The following is a 25088-nucleotide window of genomic DNA, read 5'->3' as shown; positions in this document are numbered from 1 at the left end:
CACCCTCCCTGTGAGTCAGATGTGCGCCGGAAGCTATCGGAGCAACATCGTTTCCACCAGGGGTGGTTGGTGTGGGAGGTGTCTTCAGCACAGAATCCAGCCGGAGTCGCGCGATCCGCCGCCCACCGAGCCGATCACCCGCACACACCGGTGCCCGGCGTGCACGGTGACGGGGCCGGCGCGTCGGGTGAAGCGGCCCCGGTCGACGACCGGCCGTCCGCCGCGCGCCTGCACGCTGACGGACATGACCTGCCGGGGGCCGGGGCGCGTGGGCAGGGTGACGGCGCAGACGTAGCCGCCGCTGCGGAAGACCTGCACGCTTCCGGTGGAGAAGGGCAGCGTCGCCACCTTGCGGCCGGCGCACTGCGTGGGCGCGGCGGCCTGCGCACTGCCCGGCGCGGCGAGCGCCAGCACTCCGGACGCGGCGAGCGCGGCCATCCCGACCGCCGTCCGCCGACGTAGCGCACCCCAGTCCACAGTCGACCCTCCCTACGTCCATGCGACAAGAAGCGTACGGGTGTACGGACGCAGGACATGTGTCGGGTGGTTGCACGACCGTCAACGGAACGCGGCGCAACGCCGACCGGGCGAGGAGCGGGCTGCAGCGGCCACCGCCGGGCTACGGGGCACCTGCCGCGCCGTCAGCGCGACGCGGGGTTTGCGAGGGCCGCCGCATGCCGGCGGCCGGTCGTCCCGGCAGCGTGTGCTGCCGGGCCCGAGGAGGCGGGCTGTCGCGCCGTCAGCGGACCAGGCGGCTGACCGGCCCGACGCGGCTGCCGCCACCGGCTGCGGGGCAGCCCTGCCCCACGCAGACAGCCGCGCCACCGGCGGTACCCCCGGAAGACCGGCGAACCCGGGCTGACGCGCTGTCAGCGGAACGCGGGGTTGCCGAGTGTCGGCGGGTCCGGCTGACTGGCGAGCGGTCAAGGGACCCGGGGACCGTCGGCCGGGCCGGGGCGGAGGCCGCCGGCCGGCCCGGCAACCCGGGCTGGGCGCGGCTGTGGGACCGTCAGTGGGCGGGTGCTGCCCGGGCCGGGGTCGGGGCGGCCTCAGCGGGGTGCGCCCACCGGCTTCTCCGGTTCGGGTTCGCCGATGAAGGTGCGCCAGAGTTCGGCGTAGCGGCCGTTCCGGGACAGGAGTTGGTCGTGGGTGCCGTCCTCCGCGACGCGGCCGTTGTCCATCACCACCACCCGGTCGGCCCGGGCGGCCGTGGTCAGGCGGTGGGCCACGACCAGGGTGGTGCGGCGGCCCGCGAGGCGGTCCGTGGCCTGGTTGACCTGGGCCTCGGTGGCCAGGTCCAGCGCGGCCGTCGCCTCGTCGAGCAGCAGGATGTCCGGGTCGACCAGCTCCGCGCGGGCCAGCGCGATCAGCTGCCGCTGCCCGGCGGACAGGTTGCGGCCGCGCTCGGCGACCTCGTGCAGATAGCCGCCCTCCAGCGTGGCGATCATGTCGTGCGCGCCGACCGCCCGCGCCGCCGCCTCCACCTCCGCGTCGGTGGCGCCGGGCCGCCCGTAGGCGATGGCGTCGCGGATGGTGCCGGGGAAGAGGTACGCCTCCTGCGGGACGACACCCAGCCGGTGGCGGTACGAGGTGAGGTCCAGCTCGCGCAGGTCCGTGCCGTCGACCGTCACCCGGCCGCCGGTCGGGTCGTAGAACCGCGCCACCAGCTTCACCAGGGTCGACTTGCCGGCGCCGGTCTCGCCGACGAAGGCAACCGTCTGCCCGGCGGGGATGCGCAGGTCGATCCCGCCGAGGGCCTCCTCGTCGTCGCCGTACGCGAAGTGGACGTTCTCGAAGGCGATCTCGCCGCGCAGGGAGATCACCTCCAGCGGTTCGTCCGCCGACTTCGTCGACGTCGGCTCGCGCAGCAGCTCCTGGATGCGGCCCAGCGACACCGTCGCCTGCTGGTAGCCGTCGAAGACCTGGGACAGCTGCTGCACCGGCGCGAAGAACAGGTCGATGTACAGCAGGTACGCCACCAGCCCGCCGGTGGTGAGCGTCGCCGCCTCCACCCGGCCGGCGCCGACGATCAGCACCGCCGCCGCGGCGGCCGAGGACAGCAGCTGCACGAACGGGAAGTACACGGAGATCAGCCACTGGCCCCGGATGCGGGCCTGCCGGTAGCTGTCGCTGCGCTCGCGGAAGCGCCGTCCGCCGTCCCGCTCGCGCCTAAACGCCTGCACGATCCGCAGGCCCGCCACCGACTCCTGGAGGTCGGCGTTGACCACCGACACCCGCTCCCGGGCCAGCTCGTACGCCTTCACGCTGGCCCGGCGGAAGAAGTACGTGGCGACGATCAGCGGCGGCAGGGTGGCGAAGACGACCAGCGCGAGCTGGAGGTCGATCACCAGCAGCGCGGCCATGATGCCGAAGAAGGTGACGACCGAGACGAAGGCGGTGACCAGGCCGGTCTGGAGGAAGGTGGACAGCGCGTCGACGTCCGTCGTCATCCTGGTCATGATCCGGCCGGTCAGCTCGCGCTCGTAGTAGTCCAGGCCGAGCCGCTGGAGCTGGGCGAAGATCTTCAGGCGCAGCGCGTACAGGACGCGTTCGCCGGTGCGGCCGGTCATGCGGGTCTCGCCGACCTGGGCCGCCCACTGCACGACCACCGCGAGCAGCGCCAGCAGCGACGCCGACCAGACGGCCCCCAGTGCCATCCGGGAGACGCCGCTGTCGATGCCGTGCCGGATCAGCACCGGCAGCAGCAGCCCGACCCCGGCGTCCACGGCGACCAGGGCGAGGGAGACCAGCAGGGGCAGCCCGAAGCCGCGCAGCAGGCGGCGCAGGCCGTAGGAGTCCTCGGGGCGGACCGCGGCGGCCTCGTCGATGCCGGGGGTGTCGGTGGCCGGGGGCAGCGCCTCGACCTGCTTGAGCAGCTCCGGGGTGGCCGGGGTGCCCGCCATCGCCGCGTCCCTGGGTTCGCGCTCGCCCGCCCACAGCCGGGGTGTGATGCCGCGCTCGGCGTCGAACTCGGCGTCCAGCTCGTCGCGCACCGAGGTGTCCTCGGCGGGCGCGGCGGGCTGGGTGTGGCCGGGGGAGACACCGCCCAGCTCGTCGGGGTCGGTGAGCAGCCTGCGGTAGAGGGCGCAGCGTTCCTGCAGCTCCTCGTGGGTGCCGAGGTCGGCGAGGCGGCCGCCGTCGAGGACGGCGATGCGGTCGGCGAGGTTCAGGGTGGAGCGGCGGTGGGCGATCAGCAGGGTGGTGCGGCCCCGCATGACCTCCTTGAGCGCCTCGTGGATCTCGTGCTCGACGCGGGCGTCGACGGCGGAGGTCGCGTCGTCGAGGACGAGCAGCCGCGGGTCGGTGAGCAGGGCGCGGGCGAGGGCGATGCGCTGGCGCTGGCCGCCGGACAGGGTCAGTCCGTGCTCGCCGACGGTCGTGGCGTAGCCGTCGGGAAGCTCCTTGATGAACCGGTCGGCCTGCGCGGCGCGCGCGGCGGCCTCGATCTCCTCGTCGGTCGCGTCGGGGCGGCCGTAGGCGATGTTGGCGCGGACGGTGTCGGAGAACAGGAAGGAGTCCTCGGGGACCAGCCCGATCGCGGCCCGCAGCGACTCGGTGGTCAGCTCGCGCACGTCGTGGCCGCCGACCAGGACGGCGCCGTGGGTGACGTCGTAGAAGCGCGGCAGGAGCAGGGAGAGGGTGGACTTGCCGGAGCCGGAGGAGCCGACGACGGCGAGGGTCTCTCCCGGCCGGATCTCGAAGCTGAGCCCCTGCAGGACGGGGCGCTCGTGGTCGTACCCGAAGGACACGTCGTCGAACTCGACGGTCGCCGGCGCGTCGGCGGGCAGCTCCTTGGTGCCGTCCTTCAGGGTCGGCTCGGTGTCGATCAGCTCCAGGACGCGTTCGGTGCCGGCGCGGGCCTGCTGGCCGACGGTGAGGACCATGGCGAGCATGCGGACCGGGCCGACGAGCTGGGCGAGGTAGGTGGAGAAGGCGACGAAGGTGCCGAGGGTGATGTGCCCGCGCACGGCGAGCCAGCCGCCGAGGGCCAGCATGGCGACCTGGCCGAGCGCCGGGACGGCCTGGAGGGCCGGGGTGTACCTGCTGTTCAGGCGGATGGTGCGCAGCCGTCCCGCGTACAGCCGGCGGCCGACCTCGCGCAGCTTGCCGGTCTCCTGTTCCTCCTGGCCGAAGCCCTTGACCACGCGGACCCCGCTGACCGCGCCGTCGACCACGCCGGCCACGGCGGCGGCCTGCGCCTGCGCGTACCAGGTGGCCGGGTGCAGCCTGGACCGGCTGCGCTTGGCGATCCAGTACAGGGCCGGGGCGACGGCCAGCGCGACCAGGGTCAGCGGCGGCGACAGCCAGGCCATGACCACCAGGGAGATCACGAACAGCAGGACGTTGCCGATGGTCATCGGCAGCATGAACAGCAGGCCCTGGATCAGCTGGAGGTCGCTGGTGGCCCGTCCGACGACCTGCCCGGTGGACAGCTCGTCCTGCCGCCGGCCGTCCAGTTTGGTGATCGTGGAGAACATCGCCGTCCGCAGGTCGTGCTGGACGTCGAGGGCGAGCCGGCCGCCGTAGTAGCGGCGGATGTAGGTGAGGAGGTAGACGACGACCGCGGCGGCGATCAGCACACCGGCCCAGGGGGCCATACGGCGGCTGTGGTCGCCGATCACGTCATCGATGATCACCTTGGTGATCAGCGGGACGACGGCCATCACGGCCATGCCCGCCAGCGAGGACCCGAGGGCCAGGACGACGTCCTTGGGATAGCGCCAGGCATAGCCCCACAGCCGCCGTGCCCATCCCCGTTGCGGTGTCACTCCGTGCCTCCCAGTGGTCCTGCTCTACCGGAAGGCACCAACGCCGCCGGGCGCCGATTTCATCCCGCCGCAACAAACGGCCGGGGGCGACCCGTGCGGCCGCGGTCACAGCCGGTCACCGCGCGGCGGGCGCGGTGACCGGCGGGAGACCGCCGTGTGGAACGTCAGCCCTGCGGCGGGACCGCGACGAACGCCTCACGCGGCTGGCCGGTGGGCGTGTAGCGGGACGTGGCGGTCGGCACCAGGTCCTTGTGGATGGCCTTGGCGACGTTCTGGATGGTGGTCACGCCGTAGTTCATGGTGCTGTTGTCCTGGGTCAGCACCGTGATCATGTAGTCGTGGCCGGCGCCGTTGAAGGTGCCCAGGCTGTGCACCCGCCAGCCGTGTGTGGCGCGCTGCAGCCAGCCGTTCTTGACGTGGACGGCGACCGAGGAGGGCGCCCCGGCGGGCGTGCCCCAGCGCTGCGAGGAGACGACCTGTCCCATCAGCTTCAGGATGTAGGCGCGGGAGTTGTCGCTCAGCACGCTGTTCTTCGCGGTCACCAGCTTCAGCAGCTTCTGCTCGTCGGTGACGTTGACCTGGGTCAGGCCCCAGTAGCCGCCGGTGCCCGGCGTGGTCTTCGTCATGCCGGCGGCGGCCAGGAAGCCCTTGATCTTCGTCATGCCGAGCTGCTTCCACAGCGCGCTCGTCGCGTCGTTGTCCGACCGGGTGATCATGGCCTTGGTGAGGGTGACCTCACGGTCGGTCAGATACTGGTTGTGCTTCTTGTGGTCCCACAGCAGCGCCGCGAGGACGGTGACCTTCACGGTGCTCGCCGAGTCGAAGCTGCTGGTCCCCCTGAGTGTGCAGGTCGTGTTGGTCGAACGGTCGTAGAGGCCGATCGCCACCGTGCCCTTGCGGCCGGCGAGCGCGCCGGTGATGTCCTTCTGCAGCTTGGCGGCGAGACCGGCCTTGGCCGACGTACAGCTGACGGCCGGTGCGGCGGCGGCCGCGGGCGTGGCCGCGAGCACGGCCGGAACGAGTACGCCCGCGCCCACGGCGGCGGCCAGCAGGCGGGTGCGCCTTGATATCCCCTGATTCATGCCCCAGTTGACGCATGAATTCGCCCGAATGGTTGTACGGACGGACGGGGCGGTGACTCAGGGGCGGCCGAACAGCCCTCAGTTCAGGTGCGTCGGCGCGAACATCCGCAGCAGGGCCGGGAGTACGACCACCGAGGGGCCCGGCGTCGCGAGCGCCTTCGCCAGGTCGGTCTCCAGGCTCTCCGGGGAGGTGCGCACCCCGGGCACCCCGAAGGACTCCGCGAGCGCCACGTAGTCCGGGCGGGTCAGCTCGGTCGCCGTGGCCTGGCCGAAGGCGTCCGTCATGTACTCGCGCAGGATGCCGTAGCCGCCGTCGTCGACGATCAGCCAGGTGACGTTCAGGTCGTACTGGCGGGCCGTGGCCAGCTCGGCGATGGAGTACAGGGCGCCGCCGTCGCCGGAGACGGCCAGGACCGGGCGGGTCGGGTCGGCCGCCGCCGCGCCGAGGGCCGCCGGGAAGCCGTAGCCGAGGCCGCCGGCGCCCTGTGCGGAGTGCATGGCGTTGGGGGCCTTGGCGTCGAAGGCGGACCACGCCCAGTAGGCGAGGATCGTCATGTCCCAGAAGGAGGGCGCGTCGGCCGGCAGCGCGCGGCGCACCGAGGCGAGCACCTGCTGCTCCAGGGTCAGGTCCTGGGCGTCGATGCGCGCGCGGACCTTGGCCAGCAGCTCCCGGACGCGCTCGGGGGCGGTCGGGTCGGGGCGCTCGGTCACCGTCTCCAGCAGGGCCTGCAGGGCGAGGCGGGCGTCGGCGTGGATGCCGAGGGCGGGGTGGTTGGACTCCAGCTTGCCGAGGTCGGCCTCGATCTGGATCACGCGGCCGCGCGGCTTGAACGTGTGGTAGTTCGAGGAGAGTTCACCGAGCCCCGAGCCGACGACCAGCAGGACGTCGGCGTCCTCCAGGAGGTCGGTGGTGTGCCGGTCCTCCAGCCAGGACTGCAGGGACAGCGGGTGCTCCCAGGGGAAGGCGCCCTTGCCGCCGAAGGTGGTGACGACGGGCGCCTGGAGCTTCTCGGCGAGCTGCAGCAGCTTGCCGGAGGCGTCCGCGCGGACCACTCCCCCGCCCGCGATGATCGCGGGGCGCTCGGCGCGGGAGAGCAGGTCGGCGGCCACGGCGGTCAGTTCGGGACGCGGGAGAAGCTCGTCCGGGGTGGCGTCCAGGGCCGTCACCACCGGCAGGTGGGTCTCGGCGAGCAGCACGTCCTGCGGGATCTCCACCCAGACCGGGCCGTGCGGGGCGCTCAGCGCCGACTTCCAGGCCGCGGCGATCGCTGAGGGGATCTGCGACTGGGTGCGGACGGTGTGCACGGACTTCACGACGCCGCGGAAGGAGGCGGCCTGGTCGGGCAGTTCGTGCAGATAGCCGTGGCGGCCGCCGCCCAGGCCCGCCGTCGGGATCTGGCTGCTGATGGCCAGGACGGGGGCCGAGGCGGCCGCCGCCTCCTGCAGCGCGGCCAGGGAGGTGAGGGCTCCCGGGCCGGTCGACAGCAGCAGCGGGGCCGCCTCGCCGGTGACGCGGCCGTAGGCGTCGGCCGCGAAGCCCGCGTTGTTCTCCACGCGCAGGCCCAGGTAGCGCAGGTCGGAGCGGCGCAGGGCGTCGAACATGCCGAGGGCGTGCTGGCCGGGCAGGCCGAAGACGGTCGTCGCGCCGAGCCCGGCCAGTGTCTCCACGACCAGGTCTCCGCCGTTGCGCCCGGCGGGCGGGTTCAGTGCGGCCTCCGTCTGGGCGGCGGTCGGACGGAGCTCCAGGTCGTGGTCGTGGGTCACTTGCCCTCGTTCTCCTTGCGGGCGGCCGCGATCTGGCGGCTCATGATGGTGGTCAGTTCGTACGCCGTGTGGGAGGCCGCCACCGAGGTGATCTCGGCGTGGTCGTAGGCGGGGGCCACCTCGACGACGTCCGCGGAGACCAGGTTGCAGGAGGCCAGGCCGCGCAGGATCTCCAGCAGCTCGCGGGAGGTCATGCCGCCCGCCTCGGGGGTGCCGGTGCCGGGGGCGTGGGCCGGGTCGAGGCAGTCGATGTCGATGGAGATGTACAGCGGGCGGTCGCCGATGCGCTGGCGCAGCTGGTCGGCCACCTCGTCGGCGCCACGGCGGTAGATGTCCGCCGAGGTGACGATGCCGAAGCCCATCTTCTCGTCGTCGGTGAGGTCCTGCTTGCCGTACAGCGGGCCGCGGGTGCCGACGTGGGAGAGCGCCTCGGTGTCGAGGATGCCCTCCTCCACCGCGCGGCGGAACGGGGTGCCGTGGGTGTACTCGGCGCCGAAGTAGGTGTCCCAGGTGTCCAGGTGGGCGTCGAAGTGGAGCAGGGCGACCGGGCCGTGCTTCTTCGCCACCGAACGCAGCAGCGGCAGGGCGATGGTGTGGTCGCCGCCGAGGGTCATCAGACGGGCGCCGGTGCCGAGCAGCTCATCGGCGGCGGCCTCGACGGTCTCCACGGCCTCGTTGATGTTGAAGGGGTTCACCGCGATGTCGCCGCCGTCGGCCACCTGCGCGAGGGCGAACGGGGAGGCGTCCTGCGCGGGGTTGTAGGGGCGCAGCAGCCGGGACGCCTCGCGGATGGCGTTGCCGCCGAAGCGGGCGCCCGGCCGGTACGAGACGCCGGAGTCGAACGGCACGCCCACGACGGCGACGTCGGCGCGGCCGACCTCGTCGAGGCGGGGCAGCCGGGCGAAGGTCGCGGGACCGGCGTACCGCGGGATGCGGGACGAGTCGACGGGGCCGCGGGGCGTCTCGTTGCTGCTCATGGGAACTGCCTTCTTTCCTACGCTTCTTCGCGTATGTACTGCTTGGTCCTGTCGACTCTACTGGGGAGCCGGGACCGGTTCGGACAGGGGTTCGGGGGTCCGGCCGGCCAGGCGCTCGCGCCAGGCTGCCAGGACGGCCGCGTCGGTGGGCTTCGTCGCGAGGGAGACGACGACGTAGGCGGCGAGGGAGGCCAGCAGGCCGTAGTAGACGGGCTCGTTGGCGAGGATGCCGTAGCCGGCCATCAGCCCGATGACGGCGAGACCGCCGACGATCACCGCGGCGAGCGCGCCCTGGACGGTGCCGCGCTTCCACAGCAGTCCGCCGAGGATCGGCACCAGCAGGCCGCCGACGAGCAGGTTGTAGGCCACGGTCAGCGCCTCGACGACGTTGTTGAGGGCGATGGCAGTGCAGATCACGGCGATGCCCATGATCAGGATGAAGGCGCGGTTGCCCTTGACCTCGTCGTGCTCCTCGCCGGACGGCTTGACGATGCCCCGCAGCCGGGACCAGATGTCGTTGTTGGCGACGGTGGCGCAGGCGATCAGCGCGCCGGAGGAGGTCGACATCACCGCGGCGAGGGCGGCGGCCAGCACCAGCCCGCGCACACCGATCGGGAGCTCGTCCTTGACGATGGTGGCGAAGGCGTCGTCCGGGCTGCCCAGCTTGGGGTACATGACCTTGGCGGCGGTGCCGATGACGGCGCCGGCCAGGGCGTAGACCAGGCAGTAGGTGCCGGCGACGGTGCCGCCGTAGCGAGCCGTCCTGTCACTGCGGGCGGTGAACACGCGCTGCCAGATGTCCTGGCCGATCAGCATGCCGAAGGTGTAGATCAGCACATAGGTGAAGATCGTCTCGCCGCCGATGCCCAGCGGGTCGAAGTACGAGGTCGGCAGCTTGGCCTTCATCTCGGAGAAGCCGCCCGCCTTGACCACCGCGATGGGCAGCAGCAGGAGCAGCACGCCGATGGTCTTCACGACGAACTGCACCATGTCGGTGAGCGTGATGGACCACATGCCGCCGAGCGTGGAGTAGGCGACGACGATCGCGCCGCCGAGGATGATCGCGACCGTCCGGTTCATGTCGAACAGGACGTCGAAGATCGTGGCGTAGGCGATGGTGGAGGTCACCGCGAGCATCAGGGTGTACGCCCACATCACCACGCCCGAGATCACGCCGGCCCGGCCGCCGTAGCGCAGGTCGAGCATCTCGGAGACGGTGTAGACCTTCAGCCGGGCGATGCGCGCCGAGAAGAAGACCGACAGGGCGAGCAGGCCGAGGCCGATGGTGAAGACCATCCAGGCGCCGGAGAGGCCGTACTGGTAGCCGAGGCCCACACCGCCGATGGTGGAGGCGCCGCCGAGGACGATGGCCGCCATCGTGCCGGAGTACATCGCGGGCCCCAGGCGGCGGCCCGCCACCAGGAACTCGCTCTTCGACTTGGCGCGGCGCATGCCCCACCAGCCCATGGCCAGCATGCCGGCCAAGTACAGGACGATGACTGTGTAGTCGACGGCCATGGGGCCTCCTTCCACCGTTCTCGGTGGCGTGTCGTGAAGTTCTCGGAAGAGTCGGCAGCGGTTCGCGGGGACATCCGCCCGTACCCGCGGCTGCCGGTTCTGGACCGACACTAGGTGGCCGAAAAGAGACTGCGAAGTGTACGTTTCCTCCATTCGGACGGCCCGGGGGTGGAGGGAGTGCACACCATGCCGGAGCAGGCGGTTCCCCCTACGCCACCCGTTCCCCTCACGTCGCTCCTGGCCCGTGAGGACCTGGCCCTGCGGCAGATCGCCGGGCCCCGCGATGCGGGTATCGCCATCCGCTGGGCGCACACGTCCGAGATGGCCGACCCCTACCCGTACCTGCTCGGCGGCGAGCTGCTGCTGACCGCCGGCGTGCACATCCCGGAGGCCGCCGGCACCGGCACCTACTTCGACGACTACGTCTCCCGGATCGTCGCCGCGGGCAGCGCCGCCCTCGGCTTCGGCGTGGCGCCCGTGCACGACACCGTGCCGCGCGCCCTGGTCGAGGCGTGCGAGGCGCACGGGCTGCCGCTGCTGGAGGTCCCGCCGCAGACCACGTTCTCCGGGGTCGCCCGCGCGGTGTGGCAGCTGATGGCGCAGGCCCGCCTCGCCGAGCTGCGCCGGGTGACCGAGGCCCAGCAGTCCCTCGCCGCCGCCGCGGCCCGCCCCGACCCGGTGCCGTCGGTGCTGCGCCAGCTCGCCCAGCGGGTCGCGGGCCGGGCCGTGCTGTACGGCCCGGAGGGCGCCCGGATCGCCGAGGCGGGCCGGGAGCAGCCCGAGGAGGCCATGGGCGCGCTGACCGAGCTGGCCGCCGTGGTCACCCGCCGGGCCACCACCACCGCCACCGACACCGCCGCCGGCGTCCATCTCGCCGCCTACGCCCTCGGCGCCGGCCAGGGCTTCGCGCTCGGTGTCGCCGCCCCGCAGCGCGACCCCGCCGACCACACCATCGCCTCGCTCGCCGCCGTCCTGCTCACCCTGCTCACCGGCGAGCACCAGAGCGGCACCGGCGCCGCCCGCTCCTCCGCCCTGGTCCGGCTGCTGCTGGGCGCGGCGCCCGAGGAGGTGGCGCCGCTGCTGGGCACAGGGCGGGCCGTCGTCGTGCACGCCCACCCCGGCACCCAGGCCCCGGACCCGGTGGCCGCCTCCGCGCTCGGCGCGGCCCTCGGCACCCCGCTGGTCGACCTGGCCGACGACGTCGTACGCCTGCTGGTACCCGCCCAGCACGAGATCGCGGAACAGCCCGGCTGGACGCTCGGCGTGAGCGCGCCCGCCGGCCCGGCCGACTGGGTGGCCGCCGACCGCCAGGCGGCCCGCGCCCTGGCCCGCGCCCGCGCCGGCCGCGCCGCGCTCGTCCGGCACGGCAGCCGCCCCGCGCTGACCGACCTGCTGCCCGCGGAGGAGGCCGCCGCGCACGCCCGCGCGCTGCTGGCCCCGCTCACCCCCGCGCTCACCGAGACCCTGCGCACCTGGCTGTCCCTGCACGGCAGCTGGGACCGCACCGCCGTGGCCCTGTCCGTGCACCGCAACACGGTCCGCCAGCGCATCGCCCGCTGCGCGGCCCTGCTGGAGACCGACCTGGACGACACGGACGTACGGATGGAGCTGTGGCTGGCGTTGAAGCAGGTGTGAGGGGGCCGGGGGCGCCGGCGTGGGGGTGCGGGGACCTCGGCGCGAGGGGGCCGGGGAGGCCGGCGTCGGGTGGAGCGGCGGAACCCCCTGTGTGGGGTGGCGCGGGGGCGCCGGCGTGGGGTGGGGCGGAACCGCCGGCGTGAGGGGCCGGGGCGCCGCCCTCGGGCGGGTCGGGGCGGCCGGGTGTGGGTGGCGCCGGAGGACGGCGTGGGGTGGGCGGGACCACCGGCGTGAGGGGCCCGGGGCGCCGGCCTCGGGTGGGGCGGAACCGCAGGCGTGGGTTGGTGCGGGGCCCCGGTGCCCGGTGGTACGTGACGCGCGTCCCAGCGGCCGGAACGTCGTCGGCCCGCTCAGCGATCTGCCTCACAATGGTGACCATGCCGATACCCGGGACACCCAGCCGCGCCGAACTCGTCGCCCACCTCGTCCGCACCCGTATCGCGGGCGACGTCGCCACCCCCCGCGAGAACAACCTCTCGCACTACCGGGAGCTGGCGAACGGCAACCGGCACTACTGGCTCGGCCTGGAGCTCGGCGAGCGCTGGAGCGACGAGCAGGACGTGCTCGCGGTGATGGCGGAGCGGGTCGGCGTCAGCGACGACCCCGAGCACCGCTACGGCCAGGACACCATCGACCCGGAGCTGACCGTCGACGCGCTGGAGCGCATGGCGGGACGGCTGCGCAAGGCGGCCGACAGCGGCCAGCGCGTCCTGTTCGCCACCGGGCACCCCGGCGGCCTGCTCGACGTGCACCGCGCCACGGCCGCCGCGCTGCGGGCGGCGGGCTGCGAGATCGTCGTCATCCCCGACGGGCTGAGCACCGAGGAGGGCTACGTCATGCAGTTCGCGGACGTGGCGGTGCTGGAGCACGGGGCGTCGCTGTGGCACACCCACTCGGGCGAGCCGATGCGGGCGATCCTGACCGGCCTGGAGCGCGAGGGCCGTCCGCTGCCCGACCTGGTCGTCGCCGACCACGGCTGGGCGGGCTACGCCGGGCAGCACGGCGTGGACTCCGTCGGCTACGCCGATTGCAACGACCCGGCGCTCTTCCTCGCCGAGGCGGAGGGCACCCTGCAGGTGGCGGTGCCGCTCGACGACCACGTGGTCAGCCCGCGCCACTACGACCCGATGACGGCGTATCTGCTGGACCAGGCCGGCCTGGCATGAGCCCCTCGCCCCGCACCCGCCTCCCCGGCGTCGGGTCCAGGTAGACCCGCCCGATCGCCGGGAGCAGCTCCCGCAGCCGCTGCTCGGCCTGCTCACAGGCCCGCTCGATCTGCCCGGCCGTGGACACGTCCCGGAAGTCGACCTTCGCCGCGACCAGGGCCTCGCGCGGCCCCTGCACGAGGGTGGTCAGCTCCAGTACGGCCTCGATCTCCTCCACGGCCAGCAGCTCGGCCCGGATGCGCTCCCGCGTCGGCTTCGGCAGCGGCCGCCCGATGAGCAGCTCGGCGTTGGAGCGGCCCAGCACCCAGGCGACGTACAGCAGCAGCACGCCGATGGCGAGGGAGGCGACCGCGTCCCACACGCCGGACCCGGTGAGCTGCCCGCCGAGCAGCCCGCCGGCGGCCAGCACGAGGCCGATCAGCGCGGCGGAGTCCTCCAGCACGACGGCCTTCACGGCGGTGTCCGGGGTGCGCCGCAGATAGTGCCGGAACGGCACGCCGAGCCGGGCCGCCTCCCCGCGCGCCTGCCGCACCCCCGTCCGCAGCGAGAAGCCCTCCAGCAGGAAGGCCACGGCCAGCACGAGGTAGGACACGAGCGGGTCGCCGAGGTCCTCGCCCGCGAGGAGGGTGTGGACGCCGTCGTAGAGGGAGAAGACGGCGCCGCCGACGAACGTGGCGACGGCGGCGAGCAGCGCCCAGATGTACCGCTCGGGCCCGTACCCCAGCGGATGCTCCTCGTCGGCGGGCTTCTCGCTCCGCTTGAGGGCGGTGAGCAGCAGCACCTCGGTGACCGTGTCGGCGACGGAGTGCGCGGCTTCGGACAGCATCGCGCTGGAGCCGCTGATCACGCCGGCGACCGCTTTCGCCAGGGCGATCCCGAGATTGGCGAGGGCGGCGACGATCACGGTGACCGTGGACTCGCCGCCGGGACGCTCGGCTTCCGACTGCTGCTGTGCTGGGGCCATGCCCCTCAGTGTTCCCAGGAGAGCCTTCAGTGTTCCCAGGAGATGCTTCAGCGTTCCCGGGGGACGCGGACCACGCCTTCCTGGATCACCGAGATGGCCAGCCGTCCGTCCTCGGTGTAGATCCGGGCCTGGCCGAGGCCCCGCCCGCCGGAGGCCGACGGGGACTCCTGGTCGTACAGCAGCCACTCGTCGGCGCGGAAGGGCCGGTGGAACCACATGGCGTGGTCCAGCGAGGCGCCGACGACGTCCCCGACGGCCCAGCCGCCGCGCCCGTGGGCGAGGAGCACGGAGTCGAGGAGGGTCATGTCGGAGACGTAGGTGGCGAGGACGACGTGCAGCAGGGGGTCGTCGTCGAGCTTGCCGTTGGTGCGGAACCACACCTGCGAGTGCGGCTCGCGCGGCACGCCGAAGCGGCCGTAGGGCGGCTCGTCCACGTACCGCAGGTCGATCGCCTCACGCGCTTCGAGGAAGCGTTCGACGACCTCCGGGGCGAGGTGCTCGTACCCGCGCAGCCGCTCCTGCGAGGTGGGCAGCGACGCCGGGTCGGGCGCGGGCGGCATCGGGGCCTGGTGGTCGAGTCCCTCCTCGTACGTCTGGAAGGACGCGGAGAGGGAGAAGATCGGCCGGCCGTGCTGGACGGCCACCACCCGGCGGGTGGTGAAGGAACGGCCGTCGCGGATGCGCTCGACGCTGTAGACGATGCGTGCGCCGGGGTCGCCCATGCGCAGGAAGTACGCGTGGAGCGAGTGGGCGAGCCGGTCGGCGGGGACCGTCCGCCCGGCGGCGACCAGCGCCTGCGCCGCGACCTGCCCGCCGAAGACGCGCGGGACGACTGCGGAGCGGGACTGGCCGCGGAAGATGTTCTCCTCGATCTGCTCAAGGTCGAGCAGATCGAGGAGATCCTGGAGTGCCTGGCTCATGGAGTAGTTGTACCGGCCAGTGATTTCCGGCGTCCTACAGGCCCATGTCCTTCGCGATGATCGTCTTCATGATCTCGCTGGTGCCGCCGTAGATGCGGTTGACGCGGTTGTCCGCGTACAGGCGGGCGATCGGGTACTCGTTCATGTAGCCGTAGCCGCCGTGCAGCTGGAGGCAGCGGTCGATGACGCGGTGGGCGACCTCGGTGCAGAACAGCTTGGCGGAGGCGGCCTCGGCGGGGGTCAGCTCGCCGGCGTCCAGCGCCTCGGTCGCGCGGTCGGCGACGGCCTCGGCGGCGTCCACCTCGGCCTGGCAGGCGGCCAGCTCGAACTTGGTGTTCTGGAAGTGCGCGACGGGCTTGCCGAAGACGGTGCGCTCCTGCACGTACTGCTTGGCGAACCGGACGGCGGCCTTGGCCTGCGCGTAGGCGCCGAAGGCGATGCCCCAGCGCTCGGAGGCGAGGTTGTGGCCGAGGTAGTAGAAGCCCTTGTTCTCCTCGCCGAGCAGGTCCTCGACGGGCACCTTGACGTCGACGAACGCCAGCTCGGCGGTGTCGGACGTGCGCAGGCCGAGCTTGTCGAGCTTGCGGCCGATCGAGTAGCCCTCGGACTTGGTGTCGACGGCGAACAGCGAGATGCCGTGACGGCGGTCCTCGGCGGTCGGCGCGGCGGTGCGGGCGCAGACGATGACGCGGTCGGCGTGCACGCCACCGGTGATGAAGGTCTTGGCGCCGTTGAGGATGTAGTGCGTGCCGTCCTCGCTCAGCTTGGCGGTGGACTTCATGCCCGCCAGGTCCGAACCGGTGCCCGGCTCGGTCATGGCGATGGCCCACATCTCCTCGCCGGTGACGAACTTCGGCAGGTAGCGCTTCTTCTGCTCGTCCGTGGCCAGCATCTTGATGTACGGCAGGGCGAGCAGCACGTGCACGCCGGAGCCGCCGAACTGGACGCCCGCGCGGGCGGTCTCCTCGTACAGGACGGCCTCGAACTTGTGGCTGTCCAGGCCCGCGCCGCCGTACTCCTCGGGCACGTTGATGCCGAAGATGCCCAGCTCACCGAGCTTGTAGTAGAAGTCACGCGGCGCCTGACCGGCGGCGAACCACTCGTCGTAGACGGGGACGACCTCGGCCTCGATAAAGGCGCGGAGGGTCTCCCGGAACGCCTCGTGATCCTCATTGAACACCGTACGGCGCACGGCGCCACCTCCACGTACCGTCGACTGTCTAAGCGCTTGCTCATCTCCCACGGTACCGGCGAGTAGGGAAACGCGTCCAGAGGGGGGAGGTGGTAACGCTCGTCACGCCCGGTCCCGAACCGGCGCCCGGCAACCGTCATCCCCGCCCACGCGTCGCACAGGGCATGCAACTGGAATGGCTCTTCGCCCTCATCCCGCTGACGGTCGGCGCGGGCTTCCTCGCCTTCGGCGTCCACGGACTCCGCCGCGCGGAAACGCTCCGCCGCAGGGGCGTCACGGCCCGGGCCCGCATCGTCCGCCACGAGGTCAGACGGGACGACGAAGGCGCCAGGTACCACCACCCGGTCGCGTCCTGGACGACCCAGGACGGCCGCGAGTGCACCCACGCGTCCCGCTTCGGCCGCGGCACGGTCGCCCCGCGCTACGGCGTGGGCGCCACGGTCGTGGTCCGCTACGACCCGACGAAGCCGAGCCGCTTCATCATCCAGGGCTGGGACACCCCGACGGTCGACAGACTGTTCACGGTGCTGGGGGCGGTGCTCGCGGGGGCCACGGTGGGGGTGGTGCTGGTGCGGCTGGTCACTCTCTGACTCTCGCCTCCCCGTGCCCCGCGGCCACGGCTGTCGCCGATAGGGCGCACGACCTCCGCTAGGACGATTCCGCCGCCCCGAAGGCCCCCCGCGCCATCCGGTGCAGCAGTTCCGCCGTCACGCCGCGGCCGGGCAGGGTGCCGCCGCGGCCCAGGTGGGGGGTGGAGTTCAGCAGGCCGAAGACCGAGTGCACGGCGGAGCGGGCCGTCGGTTCCGCCAGGCCCGGGTAGACCTCGCGGACGACCTCCACCCACAGCTCGACGTACTGGCGCTGGAGCTGGCGGACCAGCTTGCGGTCGCTGTCGCGCAGGCGGTCCAGCTCGCGGTCGTGCAGGGTGATCAGGGGGCGGTCGTCCAGGGCGAAGTCGATGTGGCCCTCGATGAGGGAGTCCAGCAGCTCGGCCGCCGGGACCCCGTCCGCCTCCGCCACCCGGCGCTTCGCCCCGGTCAGCAGCCGGCCGCTGATGCCGACGAGCAGCTCGGCGAGCATCGCGTCCTTGCCGGGGAAGTGGCGGTAGAGCCCGGGTCCGCTGATGCCGACCGCCGCGCCTATCTCGTCGACGCCGACCCCGTGGAAGCCGCGTTCGGCGAACAGCCGGGCAGCCTCCTTGAGGATCTGCTCGCGGCGGGTCGGGGCGTCGGTTCTGGTGGCCATGCACGTAATTCTAGACAGGCAGGTTAGCGGTCGTTAACCTGGAGGAGATGGTTAACGCTCATTAACAGTCACCGCTGGGTGAGGGGACCGCAAGGATGCAAGAGGCACCGGAGCTGACGAGCGCGGCCGACCCCGCGTCGGAGGCCTGGCAGGCCAACGAGGAGGCGCACCGCGCTCTCGTCGAGGAGCTGCGCGGCAAGCTGGCCGCCGCCCGCCTGGGCGGGGGTGAGAAGGCGCGGGAACGGCACACCGCGCGCGGCAAGCTGCTGCCGCGGGACCGGGTGGACACGCTGCTGGATCCGGGCTCGCCGTTCCTGGAGCTGGCGCCGCTGGCCGCCGACGGGATGTACGACGGGCAGGCCCCGGCGGCCGGCGTGATCGCCGGCATCGGGCGGGTCAGTGGCCGCGAGTGCGTGATCGTCGCCAACGACGCCACCGTCAAGGGCGGCACGTACTACCCGATGACCGTGAAGAAGCACCTGCGGGCGCAGGAGGTGGCGCTCGACAACCGGCTGCCCTGCGTCTATCTCGTGGACTCCGGCGGTGCCTTCCTGCCGATGCAGGACGAGGTCTTCCCCGACCGCGACCACTTCGGGCGGATCTTCTACAACCAGGCCCGGATGTCCGGCGCCGGGATTCCGCAGATCGCGGCCGTGCTCGGGTCGTGCACGGCCGGCGGCGCGTACGTGCCCGCGATGAGCGACGAGGCCGTCATCGTCCGCGGTCAGGGGACCATCTTCCTCGGCGGCCCGCCCCTGGTGAAGGCCGCCACCGGCGAGGTCGTCACCGCCGAGGAGCTGGGTGGCGGCGAGGTGCACTCCCGGGTCTCCGGCGTCACCGACCACCTCGCGGAGGACGACGCGCACGCGCTGCGGATCGTGCGCAACATCGTCGCCACGCTCCCGGCCCGCACGTCGCTGCCCTGGGAGGTCCAGCCCGCCGCCGAGCCCAAGGTCGATCCCTTCGGGCTCTACGGCGCCGTGCCCGTGGACTCCCGCACCCCCTACGACGTCCGCGAGATCATCGCCCGTGTCGTCGACGGGTCGCGGTTCGCCGAGTTCAAGAGCGAGTTCGGGCAGACCCTGGTCACCGGCTTCGCCCGGATCATGGGTCACCCGGTCGGGATCGTCGCCAACAACGGCATCCTGTTCTCCGAGTCCGCCCAGAAGGGCGCGCACTTCATCGAGCTGTGCGACCAGCGCGGCATCCCGCTGGTGTTCCTGCAGAACATCTCGGGCTTCATGGTCGGCAAGGACTACGAGGCCGGCGGCATCGCCAAGCACGGCGCGAAGATGGTGACGGCGGTGGCCTGCACGCGCGTGCCGAAGCTGACCGTCGTCGTCGGCGGGTCGTACGGCGCGGGCAACTACTCCATGTGCGGCCGGGCCTATTCGCCCCGCTTCCTGTGGATGTGGCCCAACGCCAAGATCTCCGTGATGGGCGGCGAGCAGGCCGCCTCCGTGCTCGCCACCGTCAAGCGGGACCAGATGGAGGCGCGCGGCGAGGACTGGCCCACCGAGGACGAGGAGACCTTCAAGGCGCCCATCCGCGCGCAGTACGAGCGTCAGGGCAACGCCTACTACGCCACCGCCCGGCTGTGGGACGACGGCGTCATCGACCCGCTGGACACCCGTCAGGTACTCGGGCTCGCCCTGACCGCCTGCGCCAACGCGCCCCTGGGTGACCCCCAGTTCGGCGTCTTCCGGATGTGAGGAGGGGACCCGTGTTCGACACCGTACTCGTGGCCAACCGGGGCGAGATCGCCGTCCGCGTCATCCGCACGCTGCGGTCGATGGGCGTGCGCTCGGTGGCCGTCTTCTCCGACGCCGACGCGGACGCCCGGCACGTCCGGGAGGCCGACACGGCCGTACGGATCGGTCCGCCGCCCGCGACCGAGAGCTATCTGTCCATCGAGGCCCTGCTGGACGCGGCGGCCCGGACCGGCGCGCAGGCCGTCCACCCCGGTTACGGGTTCCTCGCCGAGAACGCCGCCTTCGCGCGCGCCTGTGAGAAGGCGGGGATCGTCTTCATCGGCCCGCCGGCCGACGCCATCGCGCTGATGGGCGACAAGATCCGCGCCAAGGAGACCGTGCAGGCGGCCGGAGTGCCGGTCGTGCCCGGCTCCAGCGGCAGCGGGCTGAGCGACGAGCAGCTCGCCGAGGCCGCCCGCGCGATCGGCATGCCGGTGCTGCTGAAGCCGAGCGCCGGCGGTGGCGGCAAGGGCATGCGGCTGGTCCGGGACGCCGCGAAGCTCACCGACGAGATCGCCGCCGCCCGCCGCGAGGCCCGCGCCTCCTTCGGCGACGACACGCTGCTCGTGGAGCGGTGGATCGACCGGCCCCGGCACATCGAGATCCAGGTGCTGGCCGACGGGCACGGCAACGTCGTGCACCTGGGCGAGCGCGAGTGCTCGCTCCAGCGCCGCCACCAGAAGATCATCGAGGAGGCGCCCAGCGTGCTCCTCGACGAGGCCACGCGCGCGTCGATGGGCGAGGCGGCGGCCCAGGCGGCCCGCTCCTGCGGCTACCGGGGCGCCGGCACGGTGGAGTTCATCGTCCCCGGCGGCGACCCCTCGCAGTACTACTTCATGGAGATGAACACCCGCCTGCAGGTGGAGCACCCGGTCACCGAGCTGATCACCGGCCTGGACCTGGTGGAGTGGCAGCTGCGGGTGGCGGCGGGCGAGAAGCTGGGCTTTCGGCAGGAGGACGTCCGCCTCACCGGGCACGCCATCGAGGCCCGTATCTGCGCCGAGGACCCGGCGCGCGGCTTCCTTCCCTCGGGCGGCACGGTGCTGTTGCTGCGCGAGCCGGAGGGCGACGGCCTGCGTACCGACTCCGGGCTGAGCGAGGGCACCGAGGTCGGCAGCCTGTACGACCCGATGCTCTCCAAGGTCATCGCCTACGGCCCCGACCGGGCGAGTGCGCTCAGGAAGCTGCGCGCGGCCCTGGCGGAGACGGTGACGCTGGGCGTGCAGACCAACGCGGGCTTCCTGCGCCGACTGCTGGCCCACCCGGCGGTCGTCTCCGGGGAGCTGGACACCGGGCTGGTGGAGCGGGTGGTGGACGAGCTGGTCCCCACCGGCGTACCGGAGGAGGTGTACGAGGCCGCCGCGGCCGTACGCCTGGAGGCACTGCGGCCCTCCCCGACCGGCTGGGTGGACCCCTTCTCGGTGCCGAGCGGCTGGCGGCTGGGCGGCACGCCGCAGCCGGTCTCCTTCCCGCTGCGGGTCACCGACCCCGTGGAGGTCACCCCGCGCGGCACCCACACCGTCACCGACGACACGGTCACCGTCACCCTCGACGGCGTCCGGCACACCTTCCACCGCGCCGCCGACTGGCTGGGCCGGGACGGCGACGCCTGGCACGTGCGCGACCACGACCCGGTCGCCGCGTCCCTCAGCCGCGCCGGGCACGCGGGCGCCGACTCGCTGACCGCGCCGATGCCCGGCACGGTGACGGTGGTGAAGGTAGCCGTCGGCGACGAGGTGGCCGCGGGGCAGAGCCTGCTGGTGGTGGAGGCGATGAAGATGGAGCACGTCATCTCCGCCCCGCACGCCGGCACGGTCGCCGAGCTGGACGTCACGCCGGGCACGACGGTCGCCATGGACCAGGTGCTGGCCGTGATCACCCCGCACGAGGAGCACGAGGAGGCGGAATGACCGTCCCAGGGCTGCCCATGACCGTCCCGGCCGCCGGCCTGCCCGCGCGGGTGCGCATCCACGAGGTGGGGGCGCGCGACGGGCTGCAGAACGAGAAGGCGGCCGTGCCGACCGAGGTGAAGGCGGAGTTCGTCCGCCGCCTGGCCGGCGCGGGCCTGACCACCATCGAGGCGACCAGCTTCGTGCACCCCAAGTGGGTGCCCCAGCTCGCCGACGCCGAGCAGCTCTTCCCCCTGGTGAGCGACCTGCCCGTGGACCTGCCGGTGCTGGTGCCCAACGAGCGCGGCCTGGACCGGGCGCTCGCGCTCGGCGCCCGCCGGGTCGCCGTGTTCGCCAGCGCCACCGAGGCGTTCGCCAAGGCCAACCTCAACCGCACGGTGGACGAGGCGCTGGCGATGTTCGCACCGGTGGTGTCGCGGGCGAAGGCGGAGGGCGTCCATGTGCGCGGCTATCTGTCGATGTGCTTCGGCGACCCCTGGGAGGGCCCGGTCCCCATGGACCAGGTCGTCCGGGCCTGCCGGGCGCTGCTCGACATGGGCTGCGACGAGCTGAGCCTCGGCGACACCATCGGGGTGGCCACCCCGGGTCACGTCACCGCCCTGCTGACGGCGCTGGGCGAGGCGGGCGTGGGCCCGCAGACGCTGGGCGTCCACTTCCACGACACCTACGGCCAGGCCCTCGCCAACACCCTGGCCGCGCTGCAGCACGGCGTCACCACCGTCGACGCCTCCGCGGGCGGCCTGGGCGGCTGCCCGTACGCCAAGTCCGCCACCGGCAATCTCGCCACCGAGGACCTGGTGTGGATGCTGCACGGCCTCGGCATCGACACCGGGGTCGACCTCGGCCGTCTCGTCGCCACGAGCGTGTGGATGGCCGAACAGCTGGGCCGCCCGAGCCCCTCCCGTACCGTCCGCGCTCTCTCCCACAAGGACCAGTGATCATGGACTACCGACTCTCCCCCGAACTCGAAGAACTCCGCCGCACCGTCGAGGAGTTCGCGCACGACGTGGTGGCGCCCAAGATCGGCGACTTCTACGAGCGGCACGAGTTCCCGTACGAGATCGTGCGGGAGATGGGCCGCATGGGGCTGTTCGGGCTGCCGTTCCCGGAGGAGTACGGCGGTATGGGCGGCGACTACCTCGCGCTGGGCGTGGCGCTGGAGGAGCTGGCCCGGGTGGACTCGTCCGTGGCGATCACCCTGGAGGCGGGGGTGTCGCTGGGTGCGATGCCGATCCATCTGTTCGGCACCGAGGAGCAGAAGCGCGAGTGGCTGCCCCGGCTGTGTTCCGGCGAGATCCTGGGCGCGTTCGGTCTGACCGAGCCGGACGGCGGCAGCGACGCCGGCGCCACGCGGACGACGGCCCGGCTCGACCCCGACACCAACGAGTGGGTGATCAACGGCACCAAGTGCTTCATCACCAACTCCGGCACGGACGTCACCGGCCTGGTCACGGTCACCGCCGTCACCGGCCGCAAGCCGGACGGCCGGCCGCGGATCTCCGCGATCATCGTCCCGTCCGGCACGCCCGGCTTCACCGTCGCGGCACCGTACTCGAAGGTCGGCTGGAACGCCTCCGACACGCGTGAGCTGTCGTTCGCCGACGTCCGGGTGCCCGCCGCCAACCTGCTGGGCGAGGAGGGCCGCGGCTACGCGCAGTTCCTGCGCATCCTCGACGAGGGCCGCATCGCCATCGCCGCGCTGGCGACGGGGCTGGCGCAGGGCTGCGTGGACGAGTCGGTGAAGTACGCCAAGGAGCGGCACGCGTTCGGCAAGCCGATCGGCGCCAACCAGGCCATCCAGTTCAAGATCGCCGACATGGAGATGCGGGCCCACACCGCACGCCTGGCGTGGCGCGACGCGGCGGCGCGGCTGGTGTCCGGCGAGCCGTTCAAGAAGGAGGCGGCACTGGCCAAGCTGTACTCCTCCACGATCGCGGTGGACAACGCCCGCGACGCCACGCAGATCCACGGCGGCTACGGCTTCATGAACGAGTACCCGGTGGCCCGGATGTGGCGGGACTCCAAGATCCTGGAGATCGGCGAGGGCACGAGCGAGGTCCAGCGGATGCTGATCGCACGGGAGTTGGGGCTGGTGAGCTGAGGAGCCGGGTCTGACGGGCTGAGCGCGCCGGGGCGCCCTCTGGACAGGAACTGAGGTTAGGCTAACCTACCTTCGAACCTGTCCGGCGGGCGCTTCGCCCCGTTCGAAAGCAGTCATACCCATGTCCAACGCCCGTGCCACCCATCTCACCCGCCGCGGCATCCTGGCCGCGGGCGGCGTCATCGGCCTCGGTGCCGTACTCGCGGCCTGCGGTGACGACGACGCGAAAGCCGGGGACTCGGGCAACGGGACCGCCGCCGCCAAGTCCGGTCCCTGGACCTTCAAGGACGACCGCGCCCAGAGCGCGAAGGCCGACAAGGTGCCGTCGAGCATCGTCGCGTTCACCGGCGTCGCCGCCGCGCTGCACGACTACGGCGTCGAGGTGAAGGGCGTCTTCGGCCCCACCAAGACCAAGGACGGCAAGGCCGACGTGCAGGCCGGCGACCTGGACGTGAACAAGGTGACGGTCCTCGGCAACGAGTGGGGCCAGTTCAACATCGAGAAGTACGCGGCGCTCCAGCCGGACCTGCTCGTCTCCACGATGTTCGACAACGTCGGCACCCTCTGGTACGTCCCGGAGGAGTCGAAGAAGAAGATCGAGGCCGTCGGCGCCCCGAGCGTCGGCATCTCCGTCTACGACCGTCAGCTGACCGAGCCGCTCGCGCGGATGCTGGAGCTGGCCAGGTCCCTCGGCGGGGACGTGAGCGCCGCCAAGGTCACGCGGGCCAAGAAGCGGTTCGAGGACGCGGCGGCCCGGCTGCGCGCGGCGGCCAAGGCCAAGCCGGACATCAAGGTGCTGGCCGGCTCCGCGAGCCAGGACCTGTTCTACGTCTCCGGCACCAACCTCTCCATCGACCTGGAGTACTTCAAGGCCCTCGGCGTGAACTTCGTCGAGCCGCCGGAGAGCGCCAAGAAGCAGGGCGGCGGCTGGTTCGAGTCGCTGAGCTGGGAGAACGTCGACAAGTACCCGGCGGACATCATCATGATGGACAACCGCACCTCGGCGATCCAGCCGGCGGACATCTCCGAGGCGACCTGGAAGAAGCTCCCCGCGGTGAAGGCCGGACAGGTCATCTCCCGCAATCCCGAGCCGATCCTCTCCTACGACAAGTGCGCGCCCCTGCTTGAGCAGCTGGCCGAGGCCATCGAGAAGGCCAAGAAGGTCAGCTGATCCCCGTCCCGTTCCTGAACCCCTCTCAGGAGTACCGATGACGACGGCCGTAGCCGCCCCGTTCCGTTTCTTCTCCCTTCAGGTCGTACGGACGAGGCGGCTCGGGCCGTCTCTGGTCCGGGTCTCCTTCGCGGGGGCCGACCTCGACGCCTTCCAGTCCCTCGGGCGTGACCAGTCGCTGTCGTTGTTCCTGCCGCACCCGGGGCAGCCGGAACCCGTCGTGCCGATCGAGCTGGGCGACGGCTGGTGGCAGGGCTGGCGGGAACTCCCCGACGACGTACGGGCCGTGATGCGGTCGTACACCCTGCGCTCCCTGCGCCAGGACGCCTGGGGCCGGACCACCGAGATCGACATCGACTTCGCGCTGCACGGCGTCGAGCCCGGCGCGGCCACCCCCGCCGGCCCGGCGTCCCGCTGGGCGGCGCGGGCCGTGCCCGGCGACCGGGTGCTGCTGCTCGGCCCGGCGATCGCCGACAACCGCGCCATCCGCTTCCGGCCGCCCGAGGACACCGGCCTCATCCTGATGTGGGGCGACGAGACCGCCGTCCCTGCGGCGACGGCCATCCTCGAATCCCTGCCGGCCGGCGCCCGTGTGCGTGCCTGGCTGGAGGTGCCGCACGCCGGTGACATCCAGGACGTGGTCACGGAGGCGGACGCGGAGATCACGTGGCTCGTACGGCACGACGGGTCCCCCACGGCCGTCGACGCCGTACGGGCCACTCCCCTGCCCTCCTCCACGCGGCCGTACGTGTGGATCGCCGGTGAGTCCGGACGGGTGAAGGAGCTGCGCCGGCACTTCGTCGGCGAACGCGGCGTCGACCGGCGGCGGGTGACGTTCGTCGGGTACTGGCGGCAGGGCATGACCGAGGAACAGCTCCGCGCGGCGGAGTAACCCCTTGACGTGACACCGGTCACGGCAGAGG

The 25088-nt window shown here is 72.5% G+C and carries 19 protein-coding genes; 9 read left to right on the top strand and 10 right to left on the bottom strand.

The window, feature by feature from the left end; all coding sequences use genetic code 11:
* Positions 1–84: 84 nt before the first annotated feature.
* From C3489_RS06790 to C3489_RS06765, 6 genes are all read right to left on the bottom strand, one after another.
* Positions 85–477, bottom strand: coding sequence for a hypothetical protein (locus C3489_RS06790; RefSeq protein ID WP_103780839.1), 393 nt, complete (start codon positions 475–477; stop codon positions 85–87).
* A gap of 572 nt (positions 478–1049) precedes the next feature.
* Positions 1050–4769: an ABC transporter ATP-binding protein gene (locus C3489_RS06785; RefSeq protein ID WP_103780838.1), complete on the bottom strand. Its 3720-nt coding sequence runs from the start codon at positions 4767–4769 to the stop codon at positions 1050–1052.
* 164 nt (positions 4770–4933) lie between these two features.
* Positions 4934–5851, bottom strand: a complete 918-nt coding sequence (locus C3489_RS06780) for a serine hydrolase (protein ID WP_103780837.1) — start codon at positions 5849–5851, stop codon at positions 4934–4936.
* A 78-nt stretch (positions 5852–5929) separates the two neighbouring features.
* The gene (locus tag C3489_RS06775; RefSeq protein ID WP_103780836.1) at positions 5930–7615 is read right to left on the bottom strand and encodes a thiamine pyrophosphate-binding protein; all 1686 of its coding nucleotides are present in this window, start codon (positions 7613–7615) and stop codon (positions 5930–5932) included.
* A complete protein-coding gene (gene speB / locus C3489_RS06770; protein ID WP_103780835.1) occupies positions 7612–8592 on the bottom strand; it encodes an agmatinase in 981 nt (326 codons plus the stop codon). Before speB ends, C3489_RS06775 begins: the two co-directional genes overlap by 4 nt.
* 57 nt (positions 8593–8649) lie before the next feature.
* Positions 8650–10110 carry a sodium:solute symporter gene (locus C3489_RS06765; protein WP_103780834.1) on the bottom strand — a complete coding sequence of 487 codons (1461 nt, stop codon included), beginning with the start codon at positions 10108–10110 and terminating at the stop codon, positions 8650–8652.
* 186 nt (positions 10111–10296) lie between these two features.
* Here C3489_RS06765 and C3489_RS06760 point away from each other — a divergent pair, with 186 nt between their 5' ends.
* Positions 10297–11745 carry a PucR family transcriptional regulator gene (locus C3489_RS06760; RefSeq protein ID WP_181139524.1) on the top strand — a complete coding sequence of 483 codons (1449 nt, stop codon included), beginning with the start codon at positions 10297–10299 and terminating at the stop codon, positions 11743–11745.
* A 377-nt stretch (positions 11746–12122) separates the two neighbouring features.
* Complete coding sequence (locus C3489_RS06755; RefSeq protein ID WP_103780889.1) at positions 12123–12911, top strand: phosphatase; 789 nt, start codon at positions 12123–12125, stop codon at positions 12909–12911.
* Here C3489_RS06755 and C3489_RS06750 read toward each other — a convergent pair.
* From C3489_RS06750 to C3489_RS06740, 3 genes are read right to left on the bottom strand one after another with little or no spacing between them, the layout of a single operon-like run.
* Positions 12850–13875: a cation diffusion facilitator family transporter gene (locus C3489_RS06750; protein ID WP_103780832.1), complete on the bottom strand. Its 1026-nt coding sequence runs from the start codon at positions 13873–13875 to the stop codon at positions 12850–12852. The genes C3489_RS06755 and C3489_RS06750 overlap by 62 nt on opposite strands.
* A 47-nt stretch (positions 13876–13922) precedes the next feature.
* Positions 13923–14795: an acyl-CoA thioesterase II gene (locus C3489_RS06745; RefSeq protein ID WP_103780831.1), complete on the bottom strand. Its 873-nt coding sequence runs from the start codon at positions 14793–14795 to the stop codon at positions 13923–13925.
* A 34-nt stretch (positions 14796–14829) separates the two neighbouring features.
* On the bottom strand, positions 14830–15987 hold the full coding sequence (locus C3489_RS06740) for an acyl-CoA dehydrogenase family protein (RefSeq protein WP_103780830.1): 1158 nt from the start codon (positions 15985–15987) through the stop codon (positions 14830–14832).
* Positions 15988–16151: 164 nt separating this feature from the next.
* On the opposite strand from C3489_RS06740, the gene C3489_RS06735 reads away from it, so the two are divergent.
* Entirely contained in the window at positions 16152–16577 is a 426-nt protein-coding gene (locus C3489_RS06735; RefSeq protein WP_103780829.1) for a DUF3592 domain-containing protein, read from the top strand.
* Positions 16578–16635: 58 nt separating this feature from the next.
* Here the strand turns inward: C3489_RS06735 and C3489_RS06730 are convergent, their stop codons facing one another.
* Complete coding sequence (locus tag C3489_RS06730; protein ID WP_103780828.1) at positions 16636–17232, bottom strand: TetR/AcrR family transcriptional regulator; 597 nt, start codon at positions 17230–17232, stop codon at positions 16636–16638.
* Positions 17233–17327: 95 nt separating this feature from the next.
* Here C3489_RS06730 and C3489_RS06725 point away from each other — a divergent pair, with 95 nt between their 5' ends.
* The 6 genes from C3489_RS06725 (at position 17328) to C3489_RS06700 (ending at position 25057) form a co-directional block, all read left to right on the top strand.
* The gene (locus tag C3489_RS06725) at positions 17328–18944 is read left to right on the top strand and encodes a carboxyl transferase domain-containing protein (RefSeq protein WP_103780827.1); all 1617 of its coding nucleotides are present in this window, start codon (positions 17328–17330) and stop codon (positions 18942–18944) included.
* An 11-nt stretch (positions 18945–18955) separates the two neighbouring features.
* Complete coding sequence (locus C3489_RS06720) at positions 18956–20893, top strand: acetyl/propionyl/methylcrotonyl-CoA carboxylase subunit alpha (protein WP_103780826.1); 1938 nt, start codon at positions 18956–18958, stop codon at positions 20891–20893.
* The gene (locus tag C3489_RS06715) at positions 20890–21831 is read left to right on the top strand and encodes a hydroxymethylglutaryl-CoA lyase (RefSeq protein WP_103780825.1); all 942 of its coding nucleotides are present in this window, start codon (positions 20890–20892) and stop codon (positions 21829–21831) included. The genes C3489_RS06720 and C3489_RS06715 overlap by 4 nt, the downstream gene beginning before the upstream one ends.
* A gap of 2 nt (positions 21832–21833) precedes the next feature.
* On the top strand, positions 21834–22994 hold the full coding sequence (locus C3489_RS06710; RefSeq protein WP_103780824.1) for an acyl-CoA dehydrogenase family protein: 1161 nt from the start codon (positions 21834–21836) through the stop codon (positions 22992–22994).
* 121 nt (positions 22995–23115) lie between these two features.
* The gene (locus C3489_RS06705; protein ID WP_103780823.1) at positions 23116–24165 is read left to right on the top strand and encodes an ABC transporter substrate-binding protein; all 1050 of its coding nucleotides are present in this window, start codon (positions 23116–23118) and stop codon (positions 24163–24165) included.
* Between the two features lie 37 nt (positions 24166–24202).
* Complete coding sequence (locus C3489_RS06700; RefSeq protein ID WP_103780822.1) at positions 24203–25057, top strand: siderophore-interacting protein; 855 nt, start codon at positions 24203–24205, stop codon at positions 25055–25057.
* Positions 25058–25088 lie beyond the last annotated feature (31 nt).

This window comes from Streptomyces sp. Ru71, from assembly GCF_002920535.1.
Taxonomy (GTDB): domain Bacteria; phylum Actinomycetota; class Actinomycetes; order Streptomycetales; family Streptomycetaceae; genus Streptomyces.
The sequence above is the reverse complement of the archived record's forward strand: the minus strand, read 5'-3'. Positions and strand labels throughout refer to the sequence as shown.

Coding starts and splice junctions, on each gene's coding strand:
- C3489_RS06780 (WP_103780837.1), bottom strand. CDS start 5,851: ATGAATCAGGGGATATCAAGGCGCACCCGCCTGCTGGCCGCCGCCGTG.
- speB (WP_103780835.1), bottom strand. CDS start 8,592: ATGAGCAGCAACGAGACGCCCCGCGGCCCCGTCGACTCGTCCCGCATC.
- C3489_RS06765 (WP_103780834.1), bottom strand. CDS start 10,110: ATGGCCGTCGACTACACAGTCATCGTCCTGTACTTGGCCGGCATGCTG.
- C3489_RS06760 (WP_181139524.1), top strand. CDS start 10,297: ATGCCGGAGCAGGCGGTTCCCCCTACGCCACCCGTTCCCCTCACGTCG.
- C3489_RS06755 (WP_103780889.1), top strand. CDS start 12,123: ATGCCGATACCCGGGACACCCAGCCGCGCCGAACTCGTCGCCCACCTC.
- C3489_RS06750 (WP_103780832.1), bottom strand. CDS start 13,875: ATGGCCCCAGCACAGCAGCAGTCGGAAGCCGAGCGTCCCGGCGGCGAG.
- C3489_RS06745 (WP_103780831.1), bottom strand. CDS start 14,795: ATGAGCCAGGCACTCCAGGATCTCCTCGATCTGCTCGACCTTGAGCAG.
- C3489_RS06735 (WP_103780829.1), top strand. CDS start 16,152: ATGCAACTGGAATGGCTCTTCGCCCTCATCCCGCTGACGGTCGGCGCG.
- C3489_RS06730 (WP_103780828.1), bottom strand. CDS start 17,232: ATGGCCACCAGAACCGACGCCCCGACCCGCCGCGAGCAGATCCTCAAG.
- C3489_RS06725 (WP_103780827.1), top strand. CDS start 17,328: ATGCAAGAGGCACCGGAGCTGACGAGCGCGGCCGACCCCGCGTCGGAG.
- C3489_RS06715 (WP_103780825.1), top strand. CDS start 20,890: ATGACCGTCCCAGGGCTGCCCATGACCGTCCCGGCCGCCGGCCTGCCC.
- C3489_RS06710 (WP_103780824.1), top strand. CDS start 21,834: ATGGACTACCGACTCTCCCCCGAACTCGAAGAACTCCGCCGCACCGTC.
- C3489_RS06705 (WP_103780823.1), top strand. CDS start 23,116: ATGTCCAACGCCCGTGCCACCCATCTCACCCGCCGCGGCATCCTGGCC.
- C3489_RS06700 (WP_103780822.1), top strand. CDS start 24,203: ATGACGACGGCCGTAGCCGCCCCGTTCCGTTTCTTCTCCCTTCAGGTC.